Genomic DNA, 21,887 nt, shown 5'->3' on the forward strand with positions numbered 1-21,887 from the left:
TTACTGCTTGTACTCCACAAGATTTCGTAACATTCCCCTGAAAATAAAAGCATGAAAAGGAAGCATGGTGTACCAGTAAAGTCTGCCGGCTATACCGCGTGGACGAAATGTCGCTGTTTGCACGAGTTTTCCACCTTCCATATTGAATTCGAGCCAGGCTTCACCTGGTAGTTTCATTTCAGCGTAGAGTAGCAAACGTCCTTTGTCTCTATTGGCAACAATCACACGCCAAAAATCAATTACATCACCTTCGTCAATTCGGGTTTGGTTGGTGCGTCCTCGTCTTAGTCCCACTCCTCCCACGAGCTTGTCCAAAAGGCCGCGAAGCTTCCAGAGCGAGTTTCCGTAATACCAGCCTCGGTTTCCGCCAATAGCAAATACATTATTGATCGTTTTCTCCCTGTCTGGAGCTGTTTTTTTCTTGATGTCCTTAAAACAGCCGTATTGAGGAACTTCAACAAAATCCTGTAGATCATAGGTGGCATTTCCGGCTACGAAGGAATCCTTCCAGCTGCTCGCTACCAGGTTCTGACCAATACGGGAAAAAGCTAAGTCGATACTTTCTTTATAGGTGAGCAGGTCTGTTTGGATGACTTCGCGAATGCGGTTTTCTTCACACACGACCTCCACTTTCATACTGTCGACAAGGTTCACTGCCAGGTTATAAGTTGTTGAAGTAACGAAATAAAGCCATCTACTCGAGAGTCGCGGAGTCATGATCGGAACAGAAATGATTTTTCTATTGAGGCGCCTCGATTTTGCATAGCCGAGCAACATTTCACGATAGGTGAGTACTTCCGGCCCACCAATGTCGTAGCTGTTTCCCTTACACTCATCGTGCTCGATGACTCCTGTCAAATACTGAATCACATTTCGTATTGCGATTGGTTGGCAGCGAGTGTTGATCCACTTTGGCGCTACCATTACAGGGAGTTTTTCTACCAGGTCGCGGATGATCTCGAAAGAAGCGCTTCCGCTTCCCACGATGATTCCTGCTTTTAATGTTGTGAGAGGAGCTTTTGCTTTTTGGAGGATGTATTCTACCATTTTACGTGACTCCAAATGCTTTGATAGTTCCTCTTGATTTGTGAGTCCGCTCAGGTAAATGATTTGTTCGCAATTTGCACGATCAGCTAATTCAGTGAAGTTCTCTGCACAAGTTTTTTCTTTGTCTTCAAACCCTCTTGTGTTTCCACTCATTGAGTGGAGTAGGTAGTAAGCTTTATCAAAGTTGAGCGATTTGTTATCAGGAAAAGGGTTTAAGAAGTCGTGTTCTACAACATCAATCTTTGATTCATGTCCTGATGGAATGATGAATCTACTTTTATCCCGAACTACACATATTACCTCGTGATCTTTTTTGAGTAGTTCGGGGAGTAGCCTTTTACCGATGTAACCTGTTGCGCCTGTTAGGAGAATTCTCATATTAATAGAAGGAGTTTAGAGAGGGAAAAGTTTAAACAGGCATAAAAAAAGCGGGCCCTTTCACCAGCCCGCTTCAATCTGTCACAGAATATAAGTTATTCTGCTGCCGCCACCTGGCGCTTTTCGATAGCCCAGGTGTGACTTCCTTTGAGTTCGTTGTTATCGTATTTGATTTCTAACAGCGTACTGCCGTTATCTTTCCAAACGAACCAAATGCCATCTTTTTTACCGTTATTATAATGTGCCATTTGGGTCACATCACCATTTTCGTTGTAGCTAATCCACTTTCCGTGGAGTTCGCCATTTTTGAGTGTTCCTTTTTCAGTAACGTTACCATTATCATCATGGTAAGTAACCAGCATTAAATCGCCATCCTGGCTCAGTTCAAAATCTTCAACATCGTTGCAAACGTAAAATTGGTCAGAGCCATTTTGAAGGTTGTTTTCGCCAACAAATTTAGCGCTCACAACATCACAATCTTTTTGATTGTTTGGCCCCTGAGCCATTGCCTGTAATCCAACTACAACTAATAAACCTACTAATATTCCACCTATCTTTTTCATAATCATCCTTTATTTCTATTCAAATATACGAATAAAATTTACATTGAGTTAACATTGGGGTAACATCACGAGTGGTTGCGGGTTTGTAAAACAACATAAAGTTTTGATATTCAATTGTATGTAGTGTGTTAAGATTTGCGTAACATTTACTTTTATTTACAAGGCCCGTATATTAGTAGCAATTGTTATATTTATTAGCTAATACCAATAAGCAAATTTATGCTGACCAAGAGGACTTTAATGCAATCAATCGATAACCTGCCAGACTCATTCACAATTGATGAGCTAATTGACCAATTAATATTTGTTGAGAAAGTCGAGATGGGGATTAAAGAATCAGAGGAAGGTAAAACGATATCAAATGACGATGTGAGGAAAATGATTGAAAAATGGTCAGCTTTAAACTAAGCTATCAAAGAGGATATTCCTCTAAAGTAAGCTTGGAGCCATCAAAAATGGCATAAGTGAAATCTGAGATCCAATCACCGAGGTTGATATAACGACTATTTTCACCAACGGTCAGATCCAGGGGCAGGTGACGATGCCCAAATACGAAGTAATCGTAGTGTTTTTCCTGCAGTTTTTCTTTAGCGTAAATAGCGAGCCATTCGTTTTCCTCACCCAGATAGGTTTTGTCGTTATCTCCCGTTGCAGCTCTACTGCTCCTGGAAAAGTAATTTGCTAACCCGATGCCGAAGTTTGGGTGTAACCGTGCAAATAACCACTGACAGAGCTTATTCCTGAAAACTTTCTTGATGAATTTATAGCCGTGATCTCCCGGTCCCAGCCCATCACCATGGGCAATGTAGAACTGTTTGCCGTTGTACTCTTTTTCGATGGGCTCGTGATGTAGCTCCATCCCAATTTCTTCAGGGAGGTAATCGAAAACCCACATGTCGTGATTGCCGGTAAAAAAGTGAATTTTAATTCCGCTGTCTGATAGTTCTGCTAGCTTACCTAATAGCCTTACATGACCACGTGGAGCAACTGTTTTGTATTCAAACCAAAAGTCGAAGAGATCGCCTACGAGATACAGGATCTGACAGTCGTTTTTGATTTCATCGAGCCACTGAATAAAGTGTGTTTCCCGCTTTTTGCTTTCGGCAGGATTTGGTGCCCCAAAGTGCTGGTCTGAGGCGAAATATATCTTCTTTCCGGGCTCTAAATTCATCAGTTGTCATTGGCAAACCACTCGGCAAAACTGGTTTTGGTTTCTCTTAACCGTGCGCTGTGGAGTGAAACGTTTTGTACGCCTTTTAATTGGCTCTGAATGATTTCAACGTATTCGAGTAACATCATTTCACAGGTTGGTTGATAATCTGTGAGAATGAGACGCTCGTTATCATCTTCAGTTATTTTATTCAAAAAGCGAGAGTTGTTACGGAGCACAAGTGCGTGATCAAATCGCTTTACGATGTTGTCTTTGACAATGGATTTGAGATCAGAAAAATCGATGACCATTCCGTCTTTAGGATTTCCGGGATCATCGTTTGGAGTGCCCAGGAAAGTTACTGATAGCTCATATGTGTGCCCGTGAATGTTGTGGCATTTTCCATCGTGCCCATCAAGAGCGTGCGCCATTTCCCAGTCGAACTGTTTGGTAACTCTCAGCTTAGCCATGAACTTTCGCTTTTTTCTCTAATGCTTCGTTAACGTAATCGAAAGTAGAAAGGATATCTGGTTTTCCATCAACGATAGCTACATCGTGCTCAAAGTGTGCTGAGGGCTTTTTATCACGCGTGATAATCGTCCAGCCGTCATCGAGTTGTTTGATCGCTTTTGTTCCCATGTTGATCATCGGTTCTATTGCGACTACGAGTCCTTCTTTGAGCTTTTTACCCCGACCGCGTTTTCCGTAATTCGGAACCTGAGGTTCTTCGTGCATTTCTTTCCCTATCCCGTGACCTACGAGTTCACGAACAACTCCGTATCCGTGTTTTTCGGCATGGTTCTGAACAGCAAAGCCAATATCACCAAGACGACTACCGGCTCTGCACTCTTCGATTCCGAGGTAGAGGCATTCTTTTGTTACATCAAGCAATTTTTGCGTTTCATCATCCACTTCACCTACAGCAAACGTAAATGCGTGATCGCCATAGTATCCATCGAGTATAGCGCCACAGTCTATAGAAACGATGTCTCCTTCTTTGAGAGGCGTATTGTCTGGTATACCGTGAACAACCTGCTCGTTTTTTGAAATGCAAAGTGAGTTTGGAAAATCATAGAGCCCCAAAAACCCAGGAACAGCATTTTGCGAACGGATGTAATCTTCAGCTAAACGATCGAGCTCGAGTGGAGTAACTCCCGGCTCAATTTTTTCAGCTACTTTTCCAAGTGTGCGCGATACAACCTGTGCTGCTTTGCGGAGCAGTTCAATTTCCTCTCGTGTTTTGTATATAATCATTTCTTCTTTCGCTTCTTGAAGAGAGACATAATCCCTCTTTTTTGATTTTGTTTTTGAAGCATTTCCAATTGCTGCGGATTACCTTCAATTTCCTGGTATATCTTTCCCCATCCCGGGAAACCACCAAAGTTGCGGTCATCGATGAAAACATCAGCGTGAATCTTACGGCTCGATTGGTTCTGATCGAAAACCTCTTCAGGGAAACTCTTGTTTACCGCGTGAAATTCAATGCCGTGCTCTCTACAAAATTCGACTGCTTCATCGAGTCGTTTTCCGTGCCTGTAAGTCCATAAAATGAGCTTGTGATGCTTGTTTTGAAGCATCTTGAGTGTGTCAAAAGCAAACATTTTGGGCTTACCTATGCGCGGATAATCATCGTCAACGATGGTTCCGTCAAAATCAACAGCTATTGTGAGTTGATTCTCAAACATGGCGGCAAAGGTAATGAAGTAAGGGAAAAGAAAGGTTTTGGTAGAGGGGGTGTGTCAAAAGGCGTTGTAAAATTTAAAAAAATTCAGGTTATTGTAATATGCTAAGCTCCCTAAATCAGCTATTTAACATTTAATGAATAGCCTTTTAATACCGGAAAATGGTAGATTTTTCGGTATTGATACACCCCCTATTCCTATAATAAGCGATACAGTTCCTCAACTGCATCCTGAACATTATCGTGCACCTCAGTGATGGAAGCTTCCATCATGTAACAGGGAGCAGTAACAATTTTATTTTCTTTATCGGTCAGAACCTCACGGATGGTTTTCATTTCAACAGCAGCACCGGTTTTTTCCATTCCCTGTGAAATGCCGGCAATGTCGTAAGGGGACTTTTCCTTGTCGGTTCCGACTGTGAGTTTTGCATGAATATCGCTTCCCTGAAGTGCCTTAGCAATTGTTGTGGGACCCATACACAAGCCGAGTATAGGTTTTTTGTTTTCAATAAAGTGGAGAATTGCTTTTTTTACTTCGGGTACTATTTCGCCATCGGGGCCGCTGAATGCCCATTTAGTGTGGTTTTTAGCTGTTCCAAAGCCACCCGGAATCGCAAGCGCATCGAGCTGTGAGAGGTCGGCTTTGGCCACATCTTCAATTTCGCCACGTGCAATGCGAGCCGATTCGATGAGTACATTGCGTTTCTCATCCATTTCTTCACCGTTCGTGTGGTTGATCACGTGGTGTTGGTCAACATCAGGAGCCAGACAAACAGTTTCTGCTCCCTTTTGTTCCAATGCCAGTAAAGTAAAACTGGATTCGTGAATTTCGCTTCCGTCAAAAACGCCATTTCCAGATAGTAGTACACCTATTTTCTTTGCCATAATTTTATTTTTTTGCGTATCCGTATGCTATGTATTTCCAGCTTTTTGGGGTGATGGAATTTAATAATAATCCATCGATTTTACCAAATGTATTTTTCATGCTTTCATTGAGCCCAAATGCTCCCGGAAAACCGCTTGTCTTGATTTTCACTTCAGAGTATGGTTCAAAGTATTCATCGAGATCGTGATGATCGAGATAGCGCCAGGTATCTCCCCATTTGCGTAATTTTTCACGAGCTGTCAGGTGGAGTTTAGATCCTTTTAAGTTCTCAGCAAAAAGTAAATAGCCACCGGGTTTTAAAGCTTTGTGAATCTGCTTTAAAATCTTCTTATGAGATTCTTTGTAATACTTGTTATCGCGATCGATTCCGCCCAAAATGGACTTGAAAATCACGACATCAAATTCTTTTTCATAATGAATATTGAGGGCATCAAAGCTTTCGTATTTTACCCGATCTGATACACCTTCTTTTTGATGAAAGGCTCTGGCTTGATCGAGAAAGTCTTTGTTGATATCTGTGCAGAGAACATCAAATCCTTTTGAAGCTAAATATAACGATGGACCACCGCGTCTGCCTCCCAGCTCAAGCGCTTTTCCGGGAGTGATGTTTTTAAGTGCTTCATCCCATAGCTCAAAAGCCTTAGACCAGGATTCAGTATCCCATTCAAAGACTTTCTTTTTTAGCTCCTTTTCTTTCATTGCACCAAAAAGTTGAGGTTTTCAGTGGATTCAATTTCATAAGGTTGTTTGCCTTTTTCAAAAATCCTTACAGGATGATCTCCAAAGATTTTGATATCGTTCCCTTTCACGATCAAAGCCGAACCTTCTCGCAAGCCAACTACCGGTTGATCGTTGTAAGCGTGGAATTCTTTAATTCTCGTTTCTCGCGTTTCACCCATGTGCTTGCTCCCGGGATCGGGATCGAGGTAATGTGGGTTGATATTGAACGGAACGAGCTGCAAGGCGTCAAAGGTTGGCGGATACATAATGGGCATGTCATTCGTTGTGCTGATTGTTGTTCCTGTTATGTTTGATCCGGCACTTGAGCCCATATACGGCTTTCCTGATTCAACTGCGTTCTGAATGTGTTCTATAAATCCTAGCTTATACAGCTGTGTGAGGAGAACGAATGTGTTTCCGCCTCCTGTAAAAAGGCCATCTGCCCAGTTTACAGCTTCTCGAGTAGATTCAAATGTGTGAGCACCGCGCACTTCAACGCCAATTTTATCAAATGCATCTGAAGCTATTTTGGTGTATTCATCATGTGAAATGCCGCCCGGCCTTGCGAAAGGGATGAATGTCACTTTTTTGCAGTTTTTGAAGTGTTCAGCTACCTGGTCCTGAATGTATTCCATGTAGCCGCTTCCGTGGACTTTTGAAGTTGAAACGATAAGTAGATTTCTATTTGTCATCTTTATATTTTTTGCCATTCCCAAAGTCCGTACTTTAGGTCGTTTGATAATTTTATCCCTGATAATTTGAGCGTCAAAAGAATATTGCCGCGATGGTGAGCCTCGTGATGAATAAAGTATCCAAGAAGTGGGATTAGTCCGCGTTTCCAGCCTTTTTTCAATTGACCATCATTGCGTGCGGCATCGCTGAATATGCTACACAAAAAATCGGTTGATTGTTCATGTAGATCAATCAGCAGTTCTTTTGTTTTTTCATCACCGGCCTTAACTGTGGTCAGATCCGCAATTAGCGACTTATCGAGGTTTTCGAGCTTCCAGTAACGCACATTGTACATGTGTGCCAGTTGATGACCAATTTTGCCACCTCCGCGCTTTGATGTGGTAAAATCGAGCCAGTCTTCCTCGAGCTCATGGATGAGTTTGAGGTTGGTTTTGTGATTGATCATCCAGGTGTCGAGGACCTGTTTTTCGAGAATCTTTTCGCCTGTCATGCGGTCTGTTTGGTTCTGACCGAAATTACAACAAGCTTACGAAACCTCCCAACTAGTTCCTTCTTTACTGTCCTTGAGCTGCACGCTCATCTCGTTTAATCGATCGCGAATGGCATCGGCTGTGTCGTAATCCTTTGCTTGCTTGGCGCGGGTTCTGAGATCGATGATGAGCTCCATGAGTCCTTCAACGAGGTCGTTTGAGTCGGTGTTGTCGGTATTAATACGTTTTAGTCCGAGCACTGTGAAAAGCATGTCTCCAACGAAGGTTTTGAACTGATTGAGATCCTCTTCATTGAGTGTTGCATTTCCCTGGTCGAGTGCATTGATATGCTTTACAGCTTCAAACAAATGGGCGATTAAAACGGGCGTATTAAAATCATCATTGAGTGCGCTAAGGCAGTTTTCTTTGAACTTTTCTAAATTCAAAACAGATTTTGATTCCTTTCCCGGCTCAGTCTTTTCCAGAATTGAATAGGCTTTCATCAATCGGCTAAAACCTTTCTCTGCCGCCTTGAGTGCTTCATTAGAAAAGTCGAGGGTACTGCGATAGTGCGCCTGAAGCATAAAAAAGCGGACAGTCATTGGGTGATATGGCTGCTCGAGCAACTTGTGATCTCCGTCAAAAAGTTCTTTTAGTGTTATGAAGTTGCCGAGGGATTTACCCATTTTCTTGCCCTCGATTGTGAGCATGTTATTGTGCAACCAGTAATTGCAGGGCTCTTCTCCGTAAGATCCGTTGTTTTGTGCGATTTCAGCTTCGTGGTGAGGAAATTGTAGATCCATTCCGCCACAGTGAATATCAAAGTGATTACCTAAATATTTAGTGCTCATTGCCGTACACTCGAGGTGCCAGCCGGGAAAACCTTTTCCCCACGGGGAATCCCACTGCATGATGTGTTCTGGTTTGGCTTGCTTCCATATTGCGAAATCCACGCTACTGTGTTTCTCTGCCTGACCTTCGAGTTCACGGGTTCCTTCGAGCATGTCTTCCAGTTTTTTGCCTGAAAGCTCTCCGTACTTGAAGTCTTTGGCGTATTTCTGTACATCGAAATACACAGATCCGTTTGATTCGTAAGCGTAACCGTTTTCAAGTATTTTCTTTACGATGTTGATCTGCTCAATGATGTGCCCACTCGCTGATGGCTCTATAGATGGAGGAAGCGAATTGAGTTCGCGCATGCGATCGTGATACTCGATCGTGTAGCGTTGAACGATTTCCATCGGCTCCAGTTTTTCAACGCGAGCTTTTTTTGCCACTTTGTCTTCGCCTTCATCGGCATCGCTTTCGAGGTGTCCAACATCTGTAATGTTACGGACATAGCGAACTTTGTAACCGAGGTATTGTAAATAGCGAAAAACGATATCAAATGAAACGTTACTGCGAGCATGACCAAGATGAGGATCTCCATAAACCGTGGGACCACAAACATACATTCCAATGTGTTCAGGGTTTATCGGTTTAAAGGTTTCCTTTTCCCGGCTGCGCGAGTTGAACATTTGAAGCTTTGACATAAATCGAAAAATTTTGGTTCAAAGATAAACCGCATTTTACACTTTAATGTTTGTGTCGATGATGAATCCTTCAGGTTTTTGCGTCATATTACGCGGCAACTTTTCCAGAATCGTGTTTTTAAGCGAGTCGATCAGCCGTTTTTTGAGAAATTGACGACTCACAACCAGGCTGATTTCCCTGTATGGATTGACATCGGGAATTTTCTTGAGCATGTCCATTTTTCGTTTTGGAATGTTGTCTGCTGCCAATTCGGGAATGAGTGTCATGCCGTTTTTGATTTCGACAATTCGTTTTAGAGACTCTATCGAATGACTCTCATAGCGAAAATGATTTTTGAACTCCTGTTCTTCGCGATCGCTGCAAATATTAATAACCTGATTCCTGAAGCAGTTTCCCTCTTTTAGTAGCCAAAGCTCATCAACACGTAAGTCATTTCTCGATAATTCGTCTTTGTAATAAGCCGGGTGACTTGGCGATACATAAGCGTAAAATTTCTCATAATAGAGCGGAATGAAAATAACGCCTTTCGTATCTACCGGAGTCGCAATAATTCCGGCATCGAGATCACCGTTTTTGATTTTTGAAATGGTCTCTTCAGTAATTTCTTCGCGAACATTGATGTTTACTTTCGGGTGCTTGCTGTTGAAGTCGTTGATGAAATGCGGAATTAGATAAGGTGAAATTGTGGGGATTATTCCGAGGGTTAAATTTCCTTTTATATCAGTATTGAATTCTGATACGATATCAGGAATTTTTCTCGATTGCTGAACCACTTCTTTAGCCTGTTCAATAATTTGAGCGCCAACCTCAGTTGGAATGATCGGTTTTCGGGTTCGGTCAAATAAAACGACATCCAGTTCTCTTTCAAGGTTTTTAACTTGCGTGGTAAGAGCCGGTTGAGTCACAAAGCTCCTGTTTGCAGCTTCAACAAAACTGCCCGATTCAGCTATGGCAATTATATATTCGAGTTGTACTAATGTCATAAAGCATAAGATAAAATAATGATGCGATAAAACTATTCAATTTCTTTTATACATCAAGTATCGTTATCTTTGAAGTGAACTAAAAAAAAGAATTATGAAACAGTATATTAACTTAAATGGCGATCATTCTAAAACTATTGAAAAACTGAATGAGTTGCTTTCAACTTATCAGGTTTTTTATCAAAACATTAGAGGGTTTCATTGGAACATTAAAGGACAAAACTTCTTTGAGTTACACGTGAAATTTGAAGAGTATTACACTACAGCAGCCACCAATATTGATGAAGTTGCTGAGCGAATTTTAACAGTTGGTGGCGTTCCGCTTCACTCGTTTAGTGATTACATTAACACTTCTAGTATTGAACCGATTAAAGATTTAAACGATGGTCAAAAAATGATGGAAATCGTTTGGAACATGCACAACGATTTGCTCGGTTTGATGCGTGAAACTGTCGAAGTTGCTGATGAGCAGGATGACGAAGGAACTCAGGATTTACTCGCCCCAATGATTTCAGATCTCGAGAAAACGAACTGGATGGTTGGCGCCTGGTTGAAAAAATAATTTTCTTTTACGGTCAGAGCCGGAAGTGAAAGCTTTTCGGTTCTGACCGATACTTATTGGATGACCAGCCGGGTTTTATCAATACCAAAATTCGATGCGGTTTTCACAATGTAAACACCTGCCTGCCAGGTTGTTGTGTTGATAGAGAAATTTCGGAAATTACTCAATTTGCCGCTTTCATAAATTAATTTCCCAGTCAAATCATAGACTTCAACTCCCTGGAGTCCGCCCCGTGGATCGCCAACTTTTATATTCAAACTCTCATCAGCCGGATTGGGAAAAACAAATGTTTTAGAAACATCCTGTTTTTTAACAATTTCGTGATCAGCTAAAAGCACGATTTCAGGATCGAATTCAATTTTTTGAATGGCAAATGGAATGGCTAACTCAAATGATGACAACCGTGATTCAGGTGTTATTTTAATGACAGAATCAGCTTTTGAACCAATGAGCTTCAATTCAACCGGAGCTTCAAAAAAACTGACAGATTCGTGAGATGGGAATTGTTCTAAATCTAAACTCAACTTATTGCTGTTTTGCTCCCATTCAATAACGTAAAACGGATACCCTTCACCATACACCCAATCATTGAAAAACTCAGTTAAATCGCATGAGCAAGCGTTTTCAAAATGTTGCTTTAGATCTTGCGTATTTGCGTAAGAAAAGGCAAGAGTAGAGTCATTAAGGTAGTTGTTGAGTGCGTTGAAATAAGTTTTGTGACCAATTTTATTACGGAGCATGTGCAGGACAAACGAACCCTTGTGATAACTAAGGCGAGTATCAAAAATCCGCGATGGATTGAGTGAGTCCTGAACAATGAGACTGCCATCAGGCTTTTCTAAAATGCTTTTTCGGGTTACGTCTTTCCATTGCATCCAAAGGCTGCCATCGCAAAAGCGCTCATACAGTAATCCCTGGAAAAATGTAGCCATACCTTCATTGAGCCAAATGTGCTTCCAGGATGAACACGTAATGTAGTTTCCGAACCACTGATGAGCTAATTCATGCACATATAACGGAAAATCAAAATTGCCCATAAATGAATTGGTTGAGTGCTCCATTCCGCCACCGCGCAACATTTGCGTGTGACCGTATTTTTCTTCGTGATAGGGATACGGAACACTGAGCAGCGTATCAAACCAGTTGAACGATTTTAATCCGAAAGTTGCATCCTCACGAAACTTAGAAAATTCATTTTCCAGGATATAGTTTTCAATTTTCAAATTTCCGTACGGCATATTGATTTGTTGCTCCTGAATTTGATAGGAACCTACAGCAAAAGCGATTAAATAAGCCGGAATAGGATAGTTGTGTTTAAAGGAGAAGACAGTTGTGGAATCGAAACTTTTTTTATCAACAAGTAATCCATTTGAAGAAGCGGTAAGGCCTTTTGGTACTTCAATTTTAAATGAAACACTATCGGCTTTATCATTGAGAGGTTCGTGGGTGGGCCACCAGTTCTTGGCGCCAAGAGGTTGGCTGAGTGTCCAGTAAAGTGGTTTGTTGTTGTATTCGGCTATCACGAAAGGGTCCTGAAAGTTGGACGTGGGTTTTGCGTTGTAATAGATTGTAATGGAATCGGCTCTGGTCAGATCCGGAGCCTGATCAAGTTGTATGACTAATGTGTCGTTGAGATGGCTGAAGGATTGGCTCTGACCGTGAAAATGAACAGAGTCAATATTCAACGAGGTGCTTGACGCCTGAAGAGTGAAAGAGCTGATGGTTGTGCCAACTTTAAAATGATGAGTGACCTTACCGCTGAGGAGGCTGTCATGCAAGGTTAGGTCAAAATCCCAATGGGTATAATCAACCTTGGTTGAGTTTTGCCCTAATGATGTGGAGCAAGTAGCAACGATAAATACGAGATAAGCAAAAGCTATTTTAATACCTTCCATCGATAATAATTGATTGGCGACTAAACGATTGAGCCTGTTTTTGCGTTATATCTATAAAAACGCGATGATGAATAAGGAAGGTAAAATTAATGAAATTATCGCGCAGTATTTGAAGCGGCCAAAGTTTAAGCCCAATGAAATAAAAGCTGCCATTGAAAAGCAGCTTAATATTAAGATTGACAAAGCGGCATTGAAAAACCGTATTAAGTCATTAAAGCTTCATTAATTGCGCGGTACAATCACATTAGGAGGAAAGCCGAAGTAGTTTTTAAACGAAAAGGAGAAGTATGAGATGCTGTTGAACCCAACAGAATAGGCTACTTCAGAGATATTTCCGCCTTTTTGCTCCAGGATTTGCTTTGCCTGTTCCAGTCTAAATTCACGCAATAGCTGGTTAAAGGTTTTGCCGGTAATATTTTTTACTCTACGCTGGATAGTACTTTTACTCAAGCCCATTTCAGTTACCACGTCTTCAATTGCAAAATGAGAGTTTTCAATGTTATTGAGGAAAAAGTCGAAAAGGTTGCGCATGAAAATGTCATCAGTAGATTCAACTGTTGTTTGACGAGATTCAAGAAGTGCGCGAGCTTTAATCTGTTTTCTTCTTTCAATAAGGTTACTCACTCTTGCCAGGAGCTCTTTACTTTCAAAGGGCTTAGTGATATAGTCATCAGCACCTATCTCAAGACCTCTAATCTTTGAGTCTGTCATGGTTTTGGCTGTGAGCAGTATAACAGGTATATCCTGCATGGCATAATCTTCCCGCATTGCCTTCACTAAATCGTACCCATCCATTTCAGGCATCATAATATCTGAAATAATGAGGTCAGGATTTCTTTTCTTTGCCATGGCCAAGCCTTGTTGACCATTTTCGCTTGAAATGACATTGTAGCCTTTGAAGGAAAGAATCTCATCAAGATTCTCTCTTACTACGGAATCATCTTCAATGACTAAAATTGTTGACATAATGTAAAATTTTGTATTTTACAGAGGTTCAGGTTGTGACAAAGATAGTATTATGGCGGAAAAGACAGTCTCACAAGTTTATGAAGAGGCATTAGGTGATGGGGGGTTCCTGCAATCAAATGTATTGCAAAAACTTTTGCGTTTCTCATCTAATGGTGTCAATTGGAAAACATTTGTTCAAAATGCTCTTCAGGCATCAGCTGATGTGCTCGAAGCAGACGTTTCAGGAGTGTATACTTACACATTTTACCGCCTTGGTGAAGTAAGGATTACCCCATTACTCAAATATTTGAGACTTGAAGATCCTCCTGTATTAAAATGGGATGAAAACTTATCTCAGGATGCGAGCGTAGCAAATGAAGTTATTCAGCAATTTCAACGAAACAACCCCATTCACGGGCCGGTCAGGAACCTGAGAAACGAAGAGTTGAAAAAATTGCTCGCTTCACTGGGGTTTAAATCAATTCTGTATGTGCCAATTTGGTCTAACGATCGCCTTTGGGGCTGTATGTGTTTTCACGATAAAACGATTGAAAGAATTTGGCCCGTTAGAGATGTTGACTTTTTACAATCTGTAGCTCGGCTAATTGGACAAAGCGTGACGCTGAATGTCCTTAAAGATGAGGTTAAACGGAAGGATGAGGTTCTCAACATGGCTATGGAAAAAAGCCTTGATGGAACATGGGAACTCGATTTATCGAATAATGTGCTCACTTTTTCTGACAGTTTTAAGAGGATGCTAAATTACGATCCGGCAGAACTCCAGGAAAGTATAGGAGCTTTTGAACGCCTCATTCATCCCGATGAACGAGAAAAGGTTTTGGGGATTTTAGATCCGTACGAGGTTGCTGATACCGGCTCAGTTGAGTTACAATACCGTTTACGAAATAAGTTTGGGAAATATATTTGGGTTCTGACCAAAGCCAGTGTGCTTTTTGATAAAGCGGGAAAACCACAAACTTTTAGAGCTTCAAATATCGATATTACCTCTAAAATCCTCTACCTCGATAACCTCAAGAAAAAGGAACAGGAATACCGGAATTTGGTGAACACTGTTCACGAGGTTATTTTTAGAGTTGACGAGGAAGGGGCGTTTACATTTGTGAATCCGGCCTGGGAGTTGTTGACGGGTTTTAGTGCAGAAAAAAGTCAGGGGCAGCATTTTATCAACTATGTGCATTCTGAAGATAGGTACACAATTAGGGAGCTGCTATTTTCGCAAAGCGATAGAGAAAAATCAGCTTATGAAAACATGGAGATTCGTTTTCTAACGACTGATGGCAACTACCGCTGGATGGAGGTTTTTACCACCATTACGTATTATCCTGATGGCAAATACAAAGGTGCTTTTGGCACGATGACCGATATTCATAAGCGTAAGGAAGCAGAATTGGCTCAAAAGGAAACGGAGGAACGCTTCCGGTTTATGTCTGAGTCGATGAGTGATCTTGTTAGTTTACATTCTATTACGGGAACTATCTACTACGTTTCGCCATCAATCAATGATATCCTGAACCTGGAAACGTATGACTTAATTGGTCGAAATTCATCAGAGTTTTTGAATATTCGGGATGTGACCAAAATCAAAAAAGAGATTATTGAACCGCTCAAAAAGGGGCAAATAGAGAAAGGGGTAACACAAATTGAACTCAAACGAAGCGATGGATCTACCGTTTGGTGTGAAACGGTTATTCAGACGTTGAGAAATGAGGATGGAATAGACTCGTTAATGGCGGTTACGCGAGATATCTCAGAACGTAAAAAGGCTGAAGAAGAGATGCAAAATGCACTCATAAAAGAGAAAGAGCTCAATGAGTTTAAGTCGCGTTTTATTTCAATGGCTTCTCATGAATTTAGAACACCGCTAACGTCTATAAAATCAAGTGTTGACATGATGGAAATGTATGCTGATGAATTAGATGCCAACCGCAACAAGCCATTTGTCAAGCATTGCGATAAAATAGGGGTGCAAATTAGCCGACTAACCAACCTTATGAATGATGTGTTGATTTTGGGACGCACCGAGGCAAATAAAATGCCGTTTGCGCCAGAGCCATTAGACCTCGTGGCTTTCATCATGCACTTTATCGAGCAGAATTACCTCAACCTCGAAGATGGTAGAACGGTAACGTTATCTGTGGAAGGATCCAGGCGAGATGTGGTTCTCGATGAGAGCCTGTTTAGCCATATACTGGGAAATGCTATTTCCAATGCTTTCAAGTACTCAAAAGGCAAACCAAACCCTGAGGTTAAAATTCGCTATGATGAAGATTTTTACAGTATCAAGATTAAAGATCACGGAATAGGGATTCCCAAAAAAGAGCAGGCAAACTTGTTTGAGTCCTTTTTCAGAGCCGAGAACACAACCGGAATTGAAGGAACAGGACTTGGCCTGGTTATCATGAAGCAATTCGTTGAAATGCATCAAGGCACCATTGAAATTGATAGCGCAAAAGGAAAAGGAACCACAGTAATCATGACCTTCCCGTATCAGCCTGGCTAGGCTTTAGTCAGATCCGATAATCCATCGAGTAGTTTGTCGAGATCTGACTGGACCGTATAAACATTGGGTGTTATTCTCACTCCGTCAAATTCGCGGTATTCAATTGCCACACAGTGAATTCGGTGATTGCTAAGCAAATGTCTTTCAATATCCCTTCCTGTTTTTCCTTCAATAGAAACATGTGCCAAAGCACCTGAAAGATCAGGGCTAGACGGAGTGTTAATTGTAATCCCCTTTATTTCCTGAGCTCTTGATGCCCAGTAGTTTTTGAGGAAATGAAGTCTCTTCGCTTTTCGGTCAGATCCAATCATGTTGTGGAAGTCAATAGCCGAACCGATAGCTATTTCAGACGGAATTGAGCGTGTGCCTAAGTTTTCGAATTTTCTTATGTCTTTTCGTTTGGGGTCGTGATCAGGAGTGAGAGGCCAGGTTTTTGTAATTCTATCTTCATTCATGTACAACATGCCAGTGCCAAAAGGAGCGCATAGCCATTTATGAAGTGAAGTGCCAAAATAGTCACAGTTAAAATCAGCAATAGAAAAGTTGAGATGAGCAAAAGTGTGAGCACCATCAACAATAGTAATGATTCCTCTTTTATTCGCTTCTTCACATAATTCTTTTACCGGAACAACCTGTCCGAGCCAGTTAATCAGATGCGTAATATGCAACACTTTAGTTTTTGAACCGATTTGATCGAGGTACTGCTCAACGATCTTTTCCTTGTTGCTCTCTGGAAGTTTTAAATCTACCCATTTTAGTTTTATGCCATCTCGCATTTCACGCTGTTTCCAGGCGCTCATCATATTGGGGTAATCGAAGTGTGATAAAACGACTTCATCTCCTTTTTCCAGATCTAAACCAAAAATAACAGTGTCAAGGGCTTCGGTTGTGTTGCGGTTTATGGCAATTGTCTCAGGACTTGTTCCTGCCAAATCAGCCAGTCCGGTTCTGACCGCCTCTCTGTCTTTATCCAATACGCGCCACATGTAGTAAGATGGCGTTTCATTACTGAAGGATGTGTATTTTTTAACAGCCTCCTGAACAACAGCCGGTTGCGGGCTCACGCCACCGTTATTTAGATTTATTAAGTTGGGAGAAACGGTATAAGCGAGCTGAATTTGCTTCCAAAAAACATCTTCTTTTTCGGGAAATGGCGATTGTTTAATTCCCTCAATTGCCGAGTTCAAAGTTTCGGCTCTGCCGGCAATTGCGCTTGCTGATAGGAGTAGTCCGCTTGACGCGGTTAGGTTTTGAATGAATTTTCTTCGAGATGTCATTGTCTAAAAATAAAAAAAGCCGGATAAATACCCGGCTTGCTGAAAAAATACTTAAAAAGAGTGATTACATCTTACTCTTCCACTTTTTAATATTTTCCTTATTGATTTTGATATAAGGTTCGTACTCTGCTTCATCGGCTAATTTCAATGACTTCTCTGCAGCTTTGATAGCTTCTTTGTATTTACCTGCTGCAGCATAAGCTTCAGAAAGTGTTCTCACGTTCCAGAATTTAGTATTCATCTCAACTGATTTCTTAGCGTATTCGATAGCTTGATCCAAATCCATGTTATTGGCGATGTAGAAATCGGCTGCATTGTCGTAAAGTCTGAATTTATTTTTGTATTTCTTAAATTCAGCTTCAATGTTTTTCATTGCCATTTTTTTGTAGTCAACTGTTACCGGAATAGAGATACCAGACTCAGCCCAGCGAAGAATTAAATTGGCACTGCCGTCTTTCAACTCATCAAAGTAGAACATCATGTTCTCCATGTATGGCATTTCCATCGACTCAACCTCAATGCGTGCAACATCATTTTCTTCACTGTAGTCTCCGGTTCCCCAGGATTCTGTTGCAGTATTAAATATTACTGTCCAGCTGTCCTCTGCAGGAATAGTGAAGAGAGCGTAGCTACCGGCTTCAATTTTTTCTTCTCCAAAAGTAACAGGGGTGTCAAATGTGATTTTTGTCGCTTTATTTGCGCCAGTTCTCCATACTTTATCGAATGGGACAAGTTCGCCAAAAATATCTCTTTCTTTAACTCCGGGTCTGGAATATTCAATTGAAATATTGGTCAGACCCACAGTTTGAGAAACCTCAGCGTGAGGACTCGGCTTTGGGAGGTCTTGCGCTTTTACTGAAAGAGTTGCCAGCGCAAAAAGTACAACTGCTGATAGTGAATAAAGTGTTTTCATGATTTCATTTTTTGTTTGGACTACCAAAACAACGAAAAAATAAATTGGTTTAGTTAAATTAAAAAGGAATTTAACAATACTGATGACTAACACGTTAATTGAAAGTAAAAAAGCTTTATCTTGACTTCCGTTGAAGTAAAAAGAACTCAAATTAATTTTACCTTTACCGTTTTAGGGGATTTATCAACTTTATTCTAGCAGAAATGAAGCGTGTATTAGTAGTAGAAGATGACAAGATTAATGCATTTATAATTAAGAAGTTCCTTAGCGCTGATTATGAGATTGTTAACTTACAGGATGGCGATAGTGTATTGGAGTCTGCTGAAAAAGAAGAAGAATATGCTGCAGTGTTGATGGATATCAATCTTGGAGAAGATGATATCGATGGAACAGAGCTACTCCATAAGTTAAAACGATACGATCATTTAGCTAACACACCTGTAATAGCAACTACTGCTTATGCCATGTCGGGCGATAGGAAACGGTTTATCGATGAAGGCTTCACTGATTATCTCGCCAAGCCAATTAGCAAACCTGAGTTAATAGAAATGCTCAATTCTCTTACGTAATTATTCACCCGAACATCTTTTATACCTTTGAACTCAAATTAGAAAACAAAAAATCAGAGTTCAATGGCAGATAATTTTGGAATTCAAGAAGCCTTAAAAACACTTGGTGTTGACGAGGTGAATGATGGAACATTTTCGGGAAAAGAACACTGGGCAAGTGGAGATCCTATCACTTCAGTTTCACCGGTAAACGCTGAAGAAATTGCCAGTGTAAAAACCACCACTCGTGAAGATTATGAAAAAGCAATTGGTCAGGCGCAGGAAGCCTTTCAATACTGGAGATCACTTCCGGCTCCGCAGCGTGGTGAAATAGTACGTCAATTCGGCAATAAACTTCGTGAATATAAAGCACCACTTGGTAAGCTCGTTTCCTATGAAATGGGTAAATCGTACCAGGAAGGTCTTGGTGAAGTACAGGAAATGATCGACATCTGTGATTTTGCAGTAGGTCTTTCACGCCAGCTTTACGGACTCACAATTAAGTCTGAGCGTCCTATGCACTCAATGCAGGAGCAATGGCACCCTCTGGGAATTGTTGGAATTATTTCAGCATTTAATTTCCCGGTTGCCGTATGGGCATGGAATACTGCAGTAGCGCTCGTTTGTGGAGATGTTACTGTTTGGAAGCCATCTGAAAAGACACCGCTTACAGGTATTGCCTGTCAAAATGTTTTAGCTGATGTTCTCCGTGACAACGACATGCCAGAAGGAATTTCAACCCTGGTTACCGGAGATTACACCGTTGGTGAAATGATGACTAAAGATAACCGCGTTCCGCTTGTTAGTGCTACCGGATCTATTAGAATGGGTAAAATCGTTGGACAAACAGTTGCATCACGCCTCGGTAAAACGATTCTTGAGCTAGGTGGAAACAATGCAATCATTGTGACTCCTGATGCGGATCTGAACATGACTCTCATGGGAGCTGTGTTTGGAGCCGTTGGAACAGCAGGACAGCGCTGTACTTCAACCCGCAGGCTCATCGTTCACGAAGACATTTACGATAAAGTGAAAGAGTCACTCGTAAACGCTTACAAGCAAATCAAGATCGGAAACCCGCTTGATGAAAATAATCACGTAGGTCCCGTTATCGATAAAGACGCAGTCAACAATTACCTCAAAGCTCTCGATAAAGCCAAAGAAGAAGGTGGAAATATCATTGTTGAAGGTGGTGTTCTCGAAGGAGAAGGCTTTGAAAGCGGTTGCTATGTAAAACCGGCAATTGTTGAAGCTGAAAATCACTTTGAAATTGTACAGGAAGAAACTTTTGCTCCAATCCTATACTTAATCAAGTACACAGGTGAAGTTGAAGATGCGCTTGCACTTCAAAACGGTGTTAAACAAGGTCTTTCGTCAGCAATCATGTCAAACAACATGCGCGAAACACAGCGATTCCTCTCTGAGGCTGGATCTGACTGTGGTATTGCAAATGTGAACATCGGTACATCAGGTGCTGAAATTGGCGGAGCCTTTGGCGGTGAAAAAGAAACCGGAGGAGGTCGCGAAAGTGGCTCTGATGCCTGGAAGGCATATATGCGAAGACAAACGAATACCATCAATTACGGTTCAGAATTACCGTTAGCACAGGGTATTAAATTCGATATTTAAATCTCTAAAGCGCTCCTAAACGGGGCGCTTTTTTAATGAAACAATTATGATAGAAATAAAGAACGAAGCCATAGATGGTGGTCTTATACTCATTGGCCATAGAAATGTGGAAATTCACCACGCCAATGACGAGGCCGCTTCATATTTCAAACGCAGAATGGATGCTGATGAGAAAGGAATTGCAAACGTTCCTCACGGAGATGAATTCACTTCTTTCTCCTGGTACTCGAAAGAAGGAAGCCAGTCTGCATTGCTCGAAAAGGCGAGAAAAGCAGGGGCAAAACTTCACCAGGCAGTGAATGGTGACAAGATTTCTAAAATCACGGTCAGAGCCCTTGGCGATATTACCAAAGAAGAGGTTCTCGCCTTTGTTGAAGGAATTATTTTACAGAGCTATTCTTTTGAAAAATACAAGAAGAACAAGGTTGAATCATCACTCAAAGAAATAGGCGTAGTCGTTGATAACATAGATCAGCAACTGCTCGATGAGGTTCGTAACACAGCACAGGCTGTTTTTCTAGCTCGCGACCTCGTAAACGAGCCGGTTATTACGCTCAATGCTCAGGAATTTTCGCAACGTATAATCAAAGCTGGTAAGGACTCAGGATTTGTAGCTGAGGTTCTGACTGAAGCAGTGATCAAAGAGCTCAACATGGGTGGATTGCTCGGTGTGAATAGAGGTAGCATTGATCCGCCAACTTTCAACATTATGGAGTGGAAGCCTGAAAACGCAAAAAACGAACAACCGATTGTCCTTGTTGGAAAAGGTGTTGTTTATGACACAGGCGGAAACAACCTGAAAGGCGGCAAAAACATGTCATCCATGAAAAGTGATATGGGTGGAGGTGCTGCTGTAACCGGAGCAATGTATGCCATTGCAAAGAATAAACTTCCCGTTCATGTTATTGGATTGGTTCCGGCAACGGATAACAGAATTGATAAAAACGCACTTGTTCCTGATGATGTCATCACAATAAGTGATGGAACTACAATTGAAATCCAAAACACTGATGCTGAGGGGCGCTTAATCCTTTCAGATGCATTGGTGTACGCGAAAAAATACGATCCTCAACTGGTAGTAGATTTCGCTACTTTAACTGGCGCTGCAGCAGCAATTACCGGTCCGTTTGGTGTCGCAATGGTCGGAACCGCAGATGACGACACCAAAAAGACACTCAACAAAAGTGGCGAGCAGGTGTACGAGCGTATTGCAGAATTGCCTTTTTGGGAAGAGTACGGAGATTTGTTAAAATCTGACATTGCTGACATGAAGAACGTTGGCGGTCCCATAGGTGGAGCAGTAACAGCCGGGAAATTCCTTCACCATTTTACTGACTACCCCTGGATTCACCTAGATATTGCAGGGCCTGCATTTCTCGATGCTGCTGACGACTACAAACCAGTTGGCGGTACAGGAGTAGGCGTGAGATTGATGTATGATTTTGTGAAATCATTGGCTTAATTTGAAAAAAGGTACAGCAAAACTTTGC

At 41.4% G+C, this 21,887-nt stretch carries 23 protein-coding genes; 7 read left to right on the top strand and 16 right to left on the bottom strand.

Going from position 1 to position 21,887, the window contains the following annotated elements; all coding sequences use genetic code 11:
• Positions 1 to 1,425 carry an SDR family oxidoreductase gene (locus RI557_RS01970; RefSeq protein WP_310681735.1) on the bottom strand — a complete coding sequence of 475 codons (1,425 nt, stop codon included), beginning with the start codon at positions 1,423 to 1,425 and terminating at the stop codon, positions 1 to 3.
• A 95-nt stretch (positions 1,426 to 1,520) separates the two neighbouring features.
• Positions 1,521 to 1,988, bottom strand: coding sequence for a hypothetical protein (locus RI557_RS01975; protein WP_310666948.1), 468 nt, complete (start codon positions 1,986 to 1,988; stop codon positions 1,521 to 1,523).
• Between the two features lie 219 nt (positions 1,989 to 2,207).
• Between RI557_RS01975 and RI557_RS01980 the strand changes: the two genes are divergently transcribed.
• Positions 2,208 to 2,396, top strand: coding sequence for a hypothetical protein (locus RI557_RS01980; protein WP_310666949.1), 189 nt, complete (start codon positions 2,208 to 2,210; stop codon positions 2,394 to 2,396).
• Positions 2,397 to 2,400: 4 nt separating this feature from the next.
• Here RI557_RS01980 and RI557_RS01985 read toward each other — a convergent pair whose 3' ends face one another.
• The 10 genes from RI557_RS01985 to RI557_RS02030 all read right to left on the bottom strand — a co-directional run bounded on the left by RI557_RS01985 (position 2,401) and on the right by RI557_RS02030 (position 10,104).
• Positions 2,401 to 3,159: a UDP-2,3-diacylglucosamine diphosphatase gene (locus tag RI557_RS01985; protein ID WP_310666950.1), complete on the bottom strand. Its 759-nt coding sequence runs from the start codon at positions 3,157 to 3,159 to the stop codon at positions 2,401 to 2,403.
• Positions 3,159 to 3,608: a 6-pyruvoyl tetrahydropterin synthase family protein gene (locus RI557_RS01990; protein WP_310681744.1), complete on the bottom strand. Its 450-nt coding sequence runs from the start codon at positions 3,606 to 3,608 to the stop codon at positions 3,159 to 3,161. The genes RI557_RS01985 and RI557_RS01990 overlap by 1 nt, the downstream gene beginning before the upstream one ends.
• Positions 3,601 to 4,392 carry a type I methionyl aminopeptidase gene (gene map, locus RI557_RS01995; RefSeq protein ID WP_310666952.1) on the bottom strand — a complete coding sequence of 264 codons (792 nt, stop codon included), beginning with the start codon at positions 4,390 to 4,392 and terminating at the stop codon, positions 3,601 to 3,603. Before map ends, RI557_RS01990 begins: the two co-directional genes overlap by 8 nt.
• Complete coding sequence (locus tag RI557_RS02000) at positions 4,389 to 4,823, bottom strand: BT0820 family HAD-type phosphatase (protein WP_310666953.1); 435 nt, start codon at positions 4,821 to 4,823, stop codon at positions 4,389 to 4,391. Before RI557_RS02000 ends, map begins: the two co-directional genes overlap by 4 nt.
• A gap of 194 nt (positions 4,824 to 5,017) precedes the next feature.
• Positions 5,018 to 5,704 carry an isoprenoid biosynthesis glyoxalase ElbB gene (elbB, locus tag RI557_RS02005; protein WP_310666954.1) on the bottom strand — a complete coding sequence of 229 codons (687 nt, stop codon included), beginning with the start codon at positions 5,702 to 5,704 and terminating at the stop codon, positions 5,018 to 5,020.
• A gap of 4 nt (positions 5,705 to 5,708) precedes the next feature.
• A complete protein-coding gene (locus RI557_RS02010) occupies positions 5,709 to 6,404 on the bottom strand; it encodes a class I SAM-dependent methyltransferase (protein WP_310681747.1) in 696 nt (231 codons plus the stop codon).
• Positions 6,401 to 7,117, bottom strand: a complete 717-nt coding sequence (gene pepE, locus RI557_RS02015; RefSeq protein ID WP_310666956.1) for a dipeptidase PepE — start codon at positions 7,115 to 7,117, stop codon at positions 6,401 to 6,403. The genes RI557_RS02010 and pepE overlap by 4 nt, the downstream gene beginning before the upstream one ends.
• 2 nt (positions 7,118 to 7,119) lie before the next feature.
• Positions 7,120 to 7,608, bottom strand: coding sequence for a DinB family protein (locus RI557_RS02020; protein WP_310681749.1), 489 nt, complete (start codon positions 7,606 to 7,608; stop codon positions 7,120 to 7,122).
• A gap of 36 nt (positions 7,609 to 7,644) precedes the next feature.
• Positions 7,645 to 9,120: a cysteine--tRNA ligase gene (cysS, locus tag RI557_RS02025; protein ID WP_310666958.1), complete on the bottom strand. Its 1,476-nt coding sequence runs from the start codon at positions 9,118 to 9,120 to the stop codon at positions 7,645 to 7,647.
• A gap of 36 nt (positions 9,121 to 9,156) precedes the next feature.
• Positions 9,157 to 10,104, bottom strand: coding sequence for a hydrogen peroxide-inducible genes activator (locus tag RI557_RS02030; RefSeq protein ID WP_310666959.1), 948 nt, complete (start codon positions 10,102 to 10,104; stop codon positions 9,157 to 9,159).
• A gap of 94 nt (positions 10,105 to 10,198) precedes the next feature.
• On the opposite strand from RI557_RS02030, the gene RI557_RS02035 reads away from it, so the two are divergent.
• Entirely contained in the window at positions 10,199 to 10,666 is a 468-nt protein-coding gene (locus RI557_RS02035) for a DNA starvation/stationary phase protection protein (RefSeq protein WP_310666960.1), read from the top strand.
• A gap of 53 nt (positions 10,667 to 10,719) precedes the next feature.
• Here the strand turns inward: RI557_RS02035 and RI557_RS02040 are convergent, their stop codons facing one another.
• Positions 10,720 to 12,561 (bottom strand): M1 family aminopeptidase, encoded by a 1,842-nt coding sequence (locus tag RI557_RS02040; RefSeq protein WP_310666961.1) that lies wholly within the window; start codon positions 12,559 to 12,561, stop codon positions 10,720 to 10,722.
• A gap of 64 nt (positions 12,562 to 12,625) precedes the next feature.
• Between RI557_RS02040 and RI557_RS02045 the strand changes: the two genes are divergently transcribed.
• Positions 12,626 to 12,787 (top strand): hypothetical protein, encoded by a 162-nt coding sequence (locus tag RI557_RS02045; RefSeq protein ID WP_310666962.1) that lies wholly within the window; start codon positions 12,626 to 12,628, stop codon positions 12,785 to 12,787.
• On the opposite strand, the gene RI557_RS02050 is transcribed toward RI557_RS02045, so the two are convergent.
• Positions 12,784 to 13,527: a response regulator gene (locus RI557_RS02050; protein WP_310666963.1), complete on the bottom strand. Its 744-nt coding sequence runs from the start codon at positions 13,525 to 13,527 to the stop codon at positions 12,784 to 12,786. The genes RI557_RS02045 and RI557_RS02050 overlap by 4 nt on opposite strands.
• A gap of 52 nt (positions 13,528 to 13,579) precedes the next feature.
• Here RI557_RS02050 and RI557_RS02055 point away from each other — a divergent pair, with 52 nt between their 5' ends.
• Positions 13,580 to 16,030 carry a PAS domain S-box protein gene (locus tag RI557_RS02055; protein ID WP_310666964.1) on the top strand — a complete coding sequence of 817 codons (2,451 nt, stop codon included), beginning with the start codon at positions 13,580 to 13,582 and terminating at the stop codon, positions 16,028 to 16,030.
• Here RI557_RS02055 and RI557_RS02060 read toward each other — a convergent pair.
• Positions 16,027 to 17,307 (bottom strand): aminotransferase class V-fold PLP-dependent enzyme, encoded by a 1,281-nt coding sequence (locus RI557_RS02060; RefSeq protein WP_310666965.1) that lies wholly within the window; start codon positions 17,305 to 17,307, stop codon positions 16,027 to 16,029. The genes RI557_RS02055 and RI557_RS02060 overlap by 4 nt on opposite strands.
• Positions 17,308 to 17,371: 64 nt before the next feature.
• Entirely contained in the window at positions 17,372 to 18,220 is an 849-nt protein-coding gene (locus RI557_RS02065) for a DUF2911 domain-containing protein (RefSeq protein WP_310666966.1), read from the bottom strand.
• A 203-nt stretch (positions 18,221 to 18,423) separates the two neighbouring features.
• On the opposite strand from RI557_RS02065, the gene RI557_RS02070 reads away from it, so the two are divergent.
• From RI557_RS02070 to RI557_RS02080, 3 genes are all read left to right on the top strand, one after another.
• Positions 18,424 to 18,789: a response regulator gene (locus RI557_RS02070; protein WP_310666967.1), complete on the top strand. Its 366-nt coding sequence runs from the start codon at positions 18,424 to 18,426 to the stop codon at positions 18,787 to 18,789.
• Positions 18,790 to 18,852: 63 nt separating this feature from the next.
• On the top strand, positions 18,853 to 20,397 hold the full coding sequence (locus RI557_RS02075; RefSeq protein WP_310666968.1) for an aldehyde dehydrogenase family protein: 1,545 nt from the start codon (positions 18,853 to 18,855) through the stop codon (positions 20,395 to 20,397).
• Positions 20,398 to 20,443: 46 nt separating this feature from the next.
• A complete protein-coding gene (locus RI557_RS02080) occupies positions 20,444 to 21,859 on the top strand; it encodes a leucyl aminopeptidase (protein ID WP_310681752.1) in 1,416 nt (471 codons plus the stop codon).
• Positions 21,860 to 21,887 lie beyond the last annotated feature (28 nt).

Origin of the sequence: Salibacter sp. (assembly GCF_031581065.1) — a bacterium.
In the GTDB taxonomy this organism is placed as follows: domain Bacteria; phylum Bacteroidota; class Bacteroidia; order Flavobacteriales_G; family Salibacteraceae; genus Salibacter.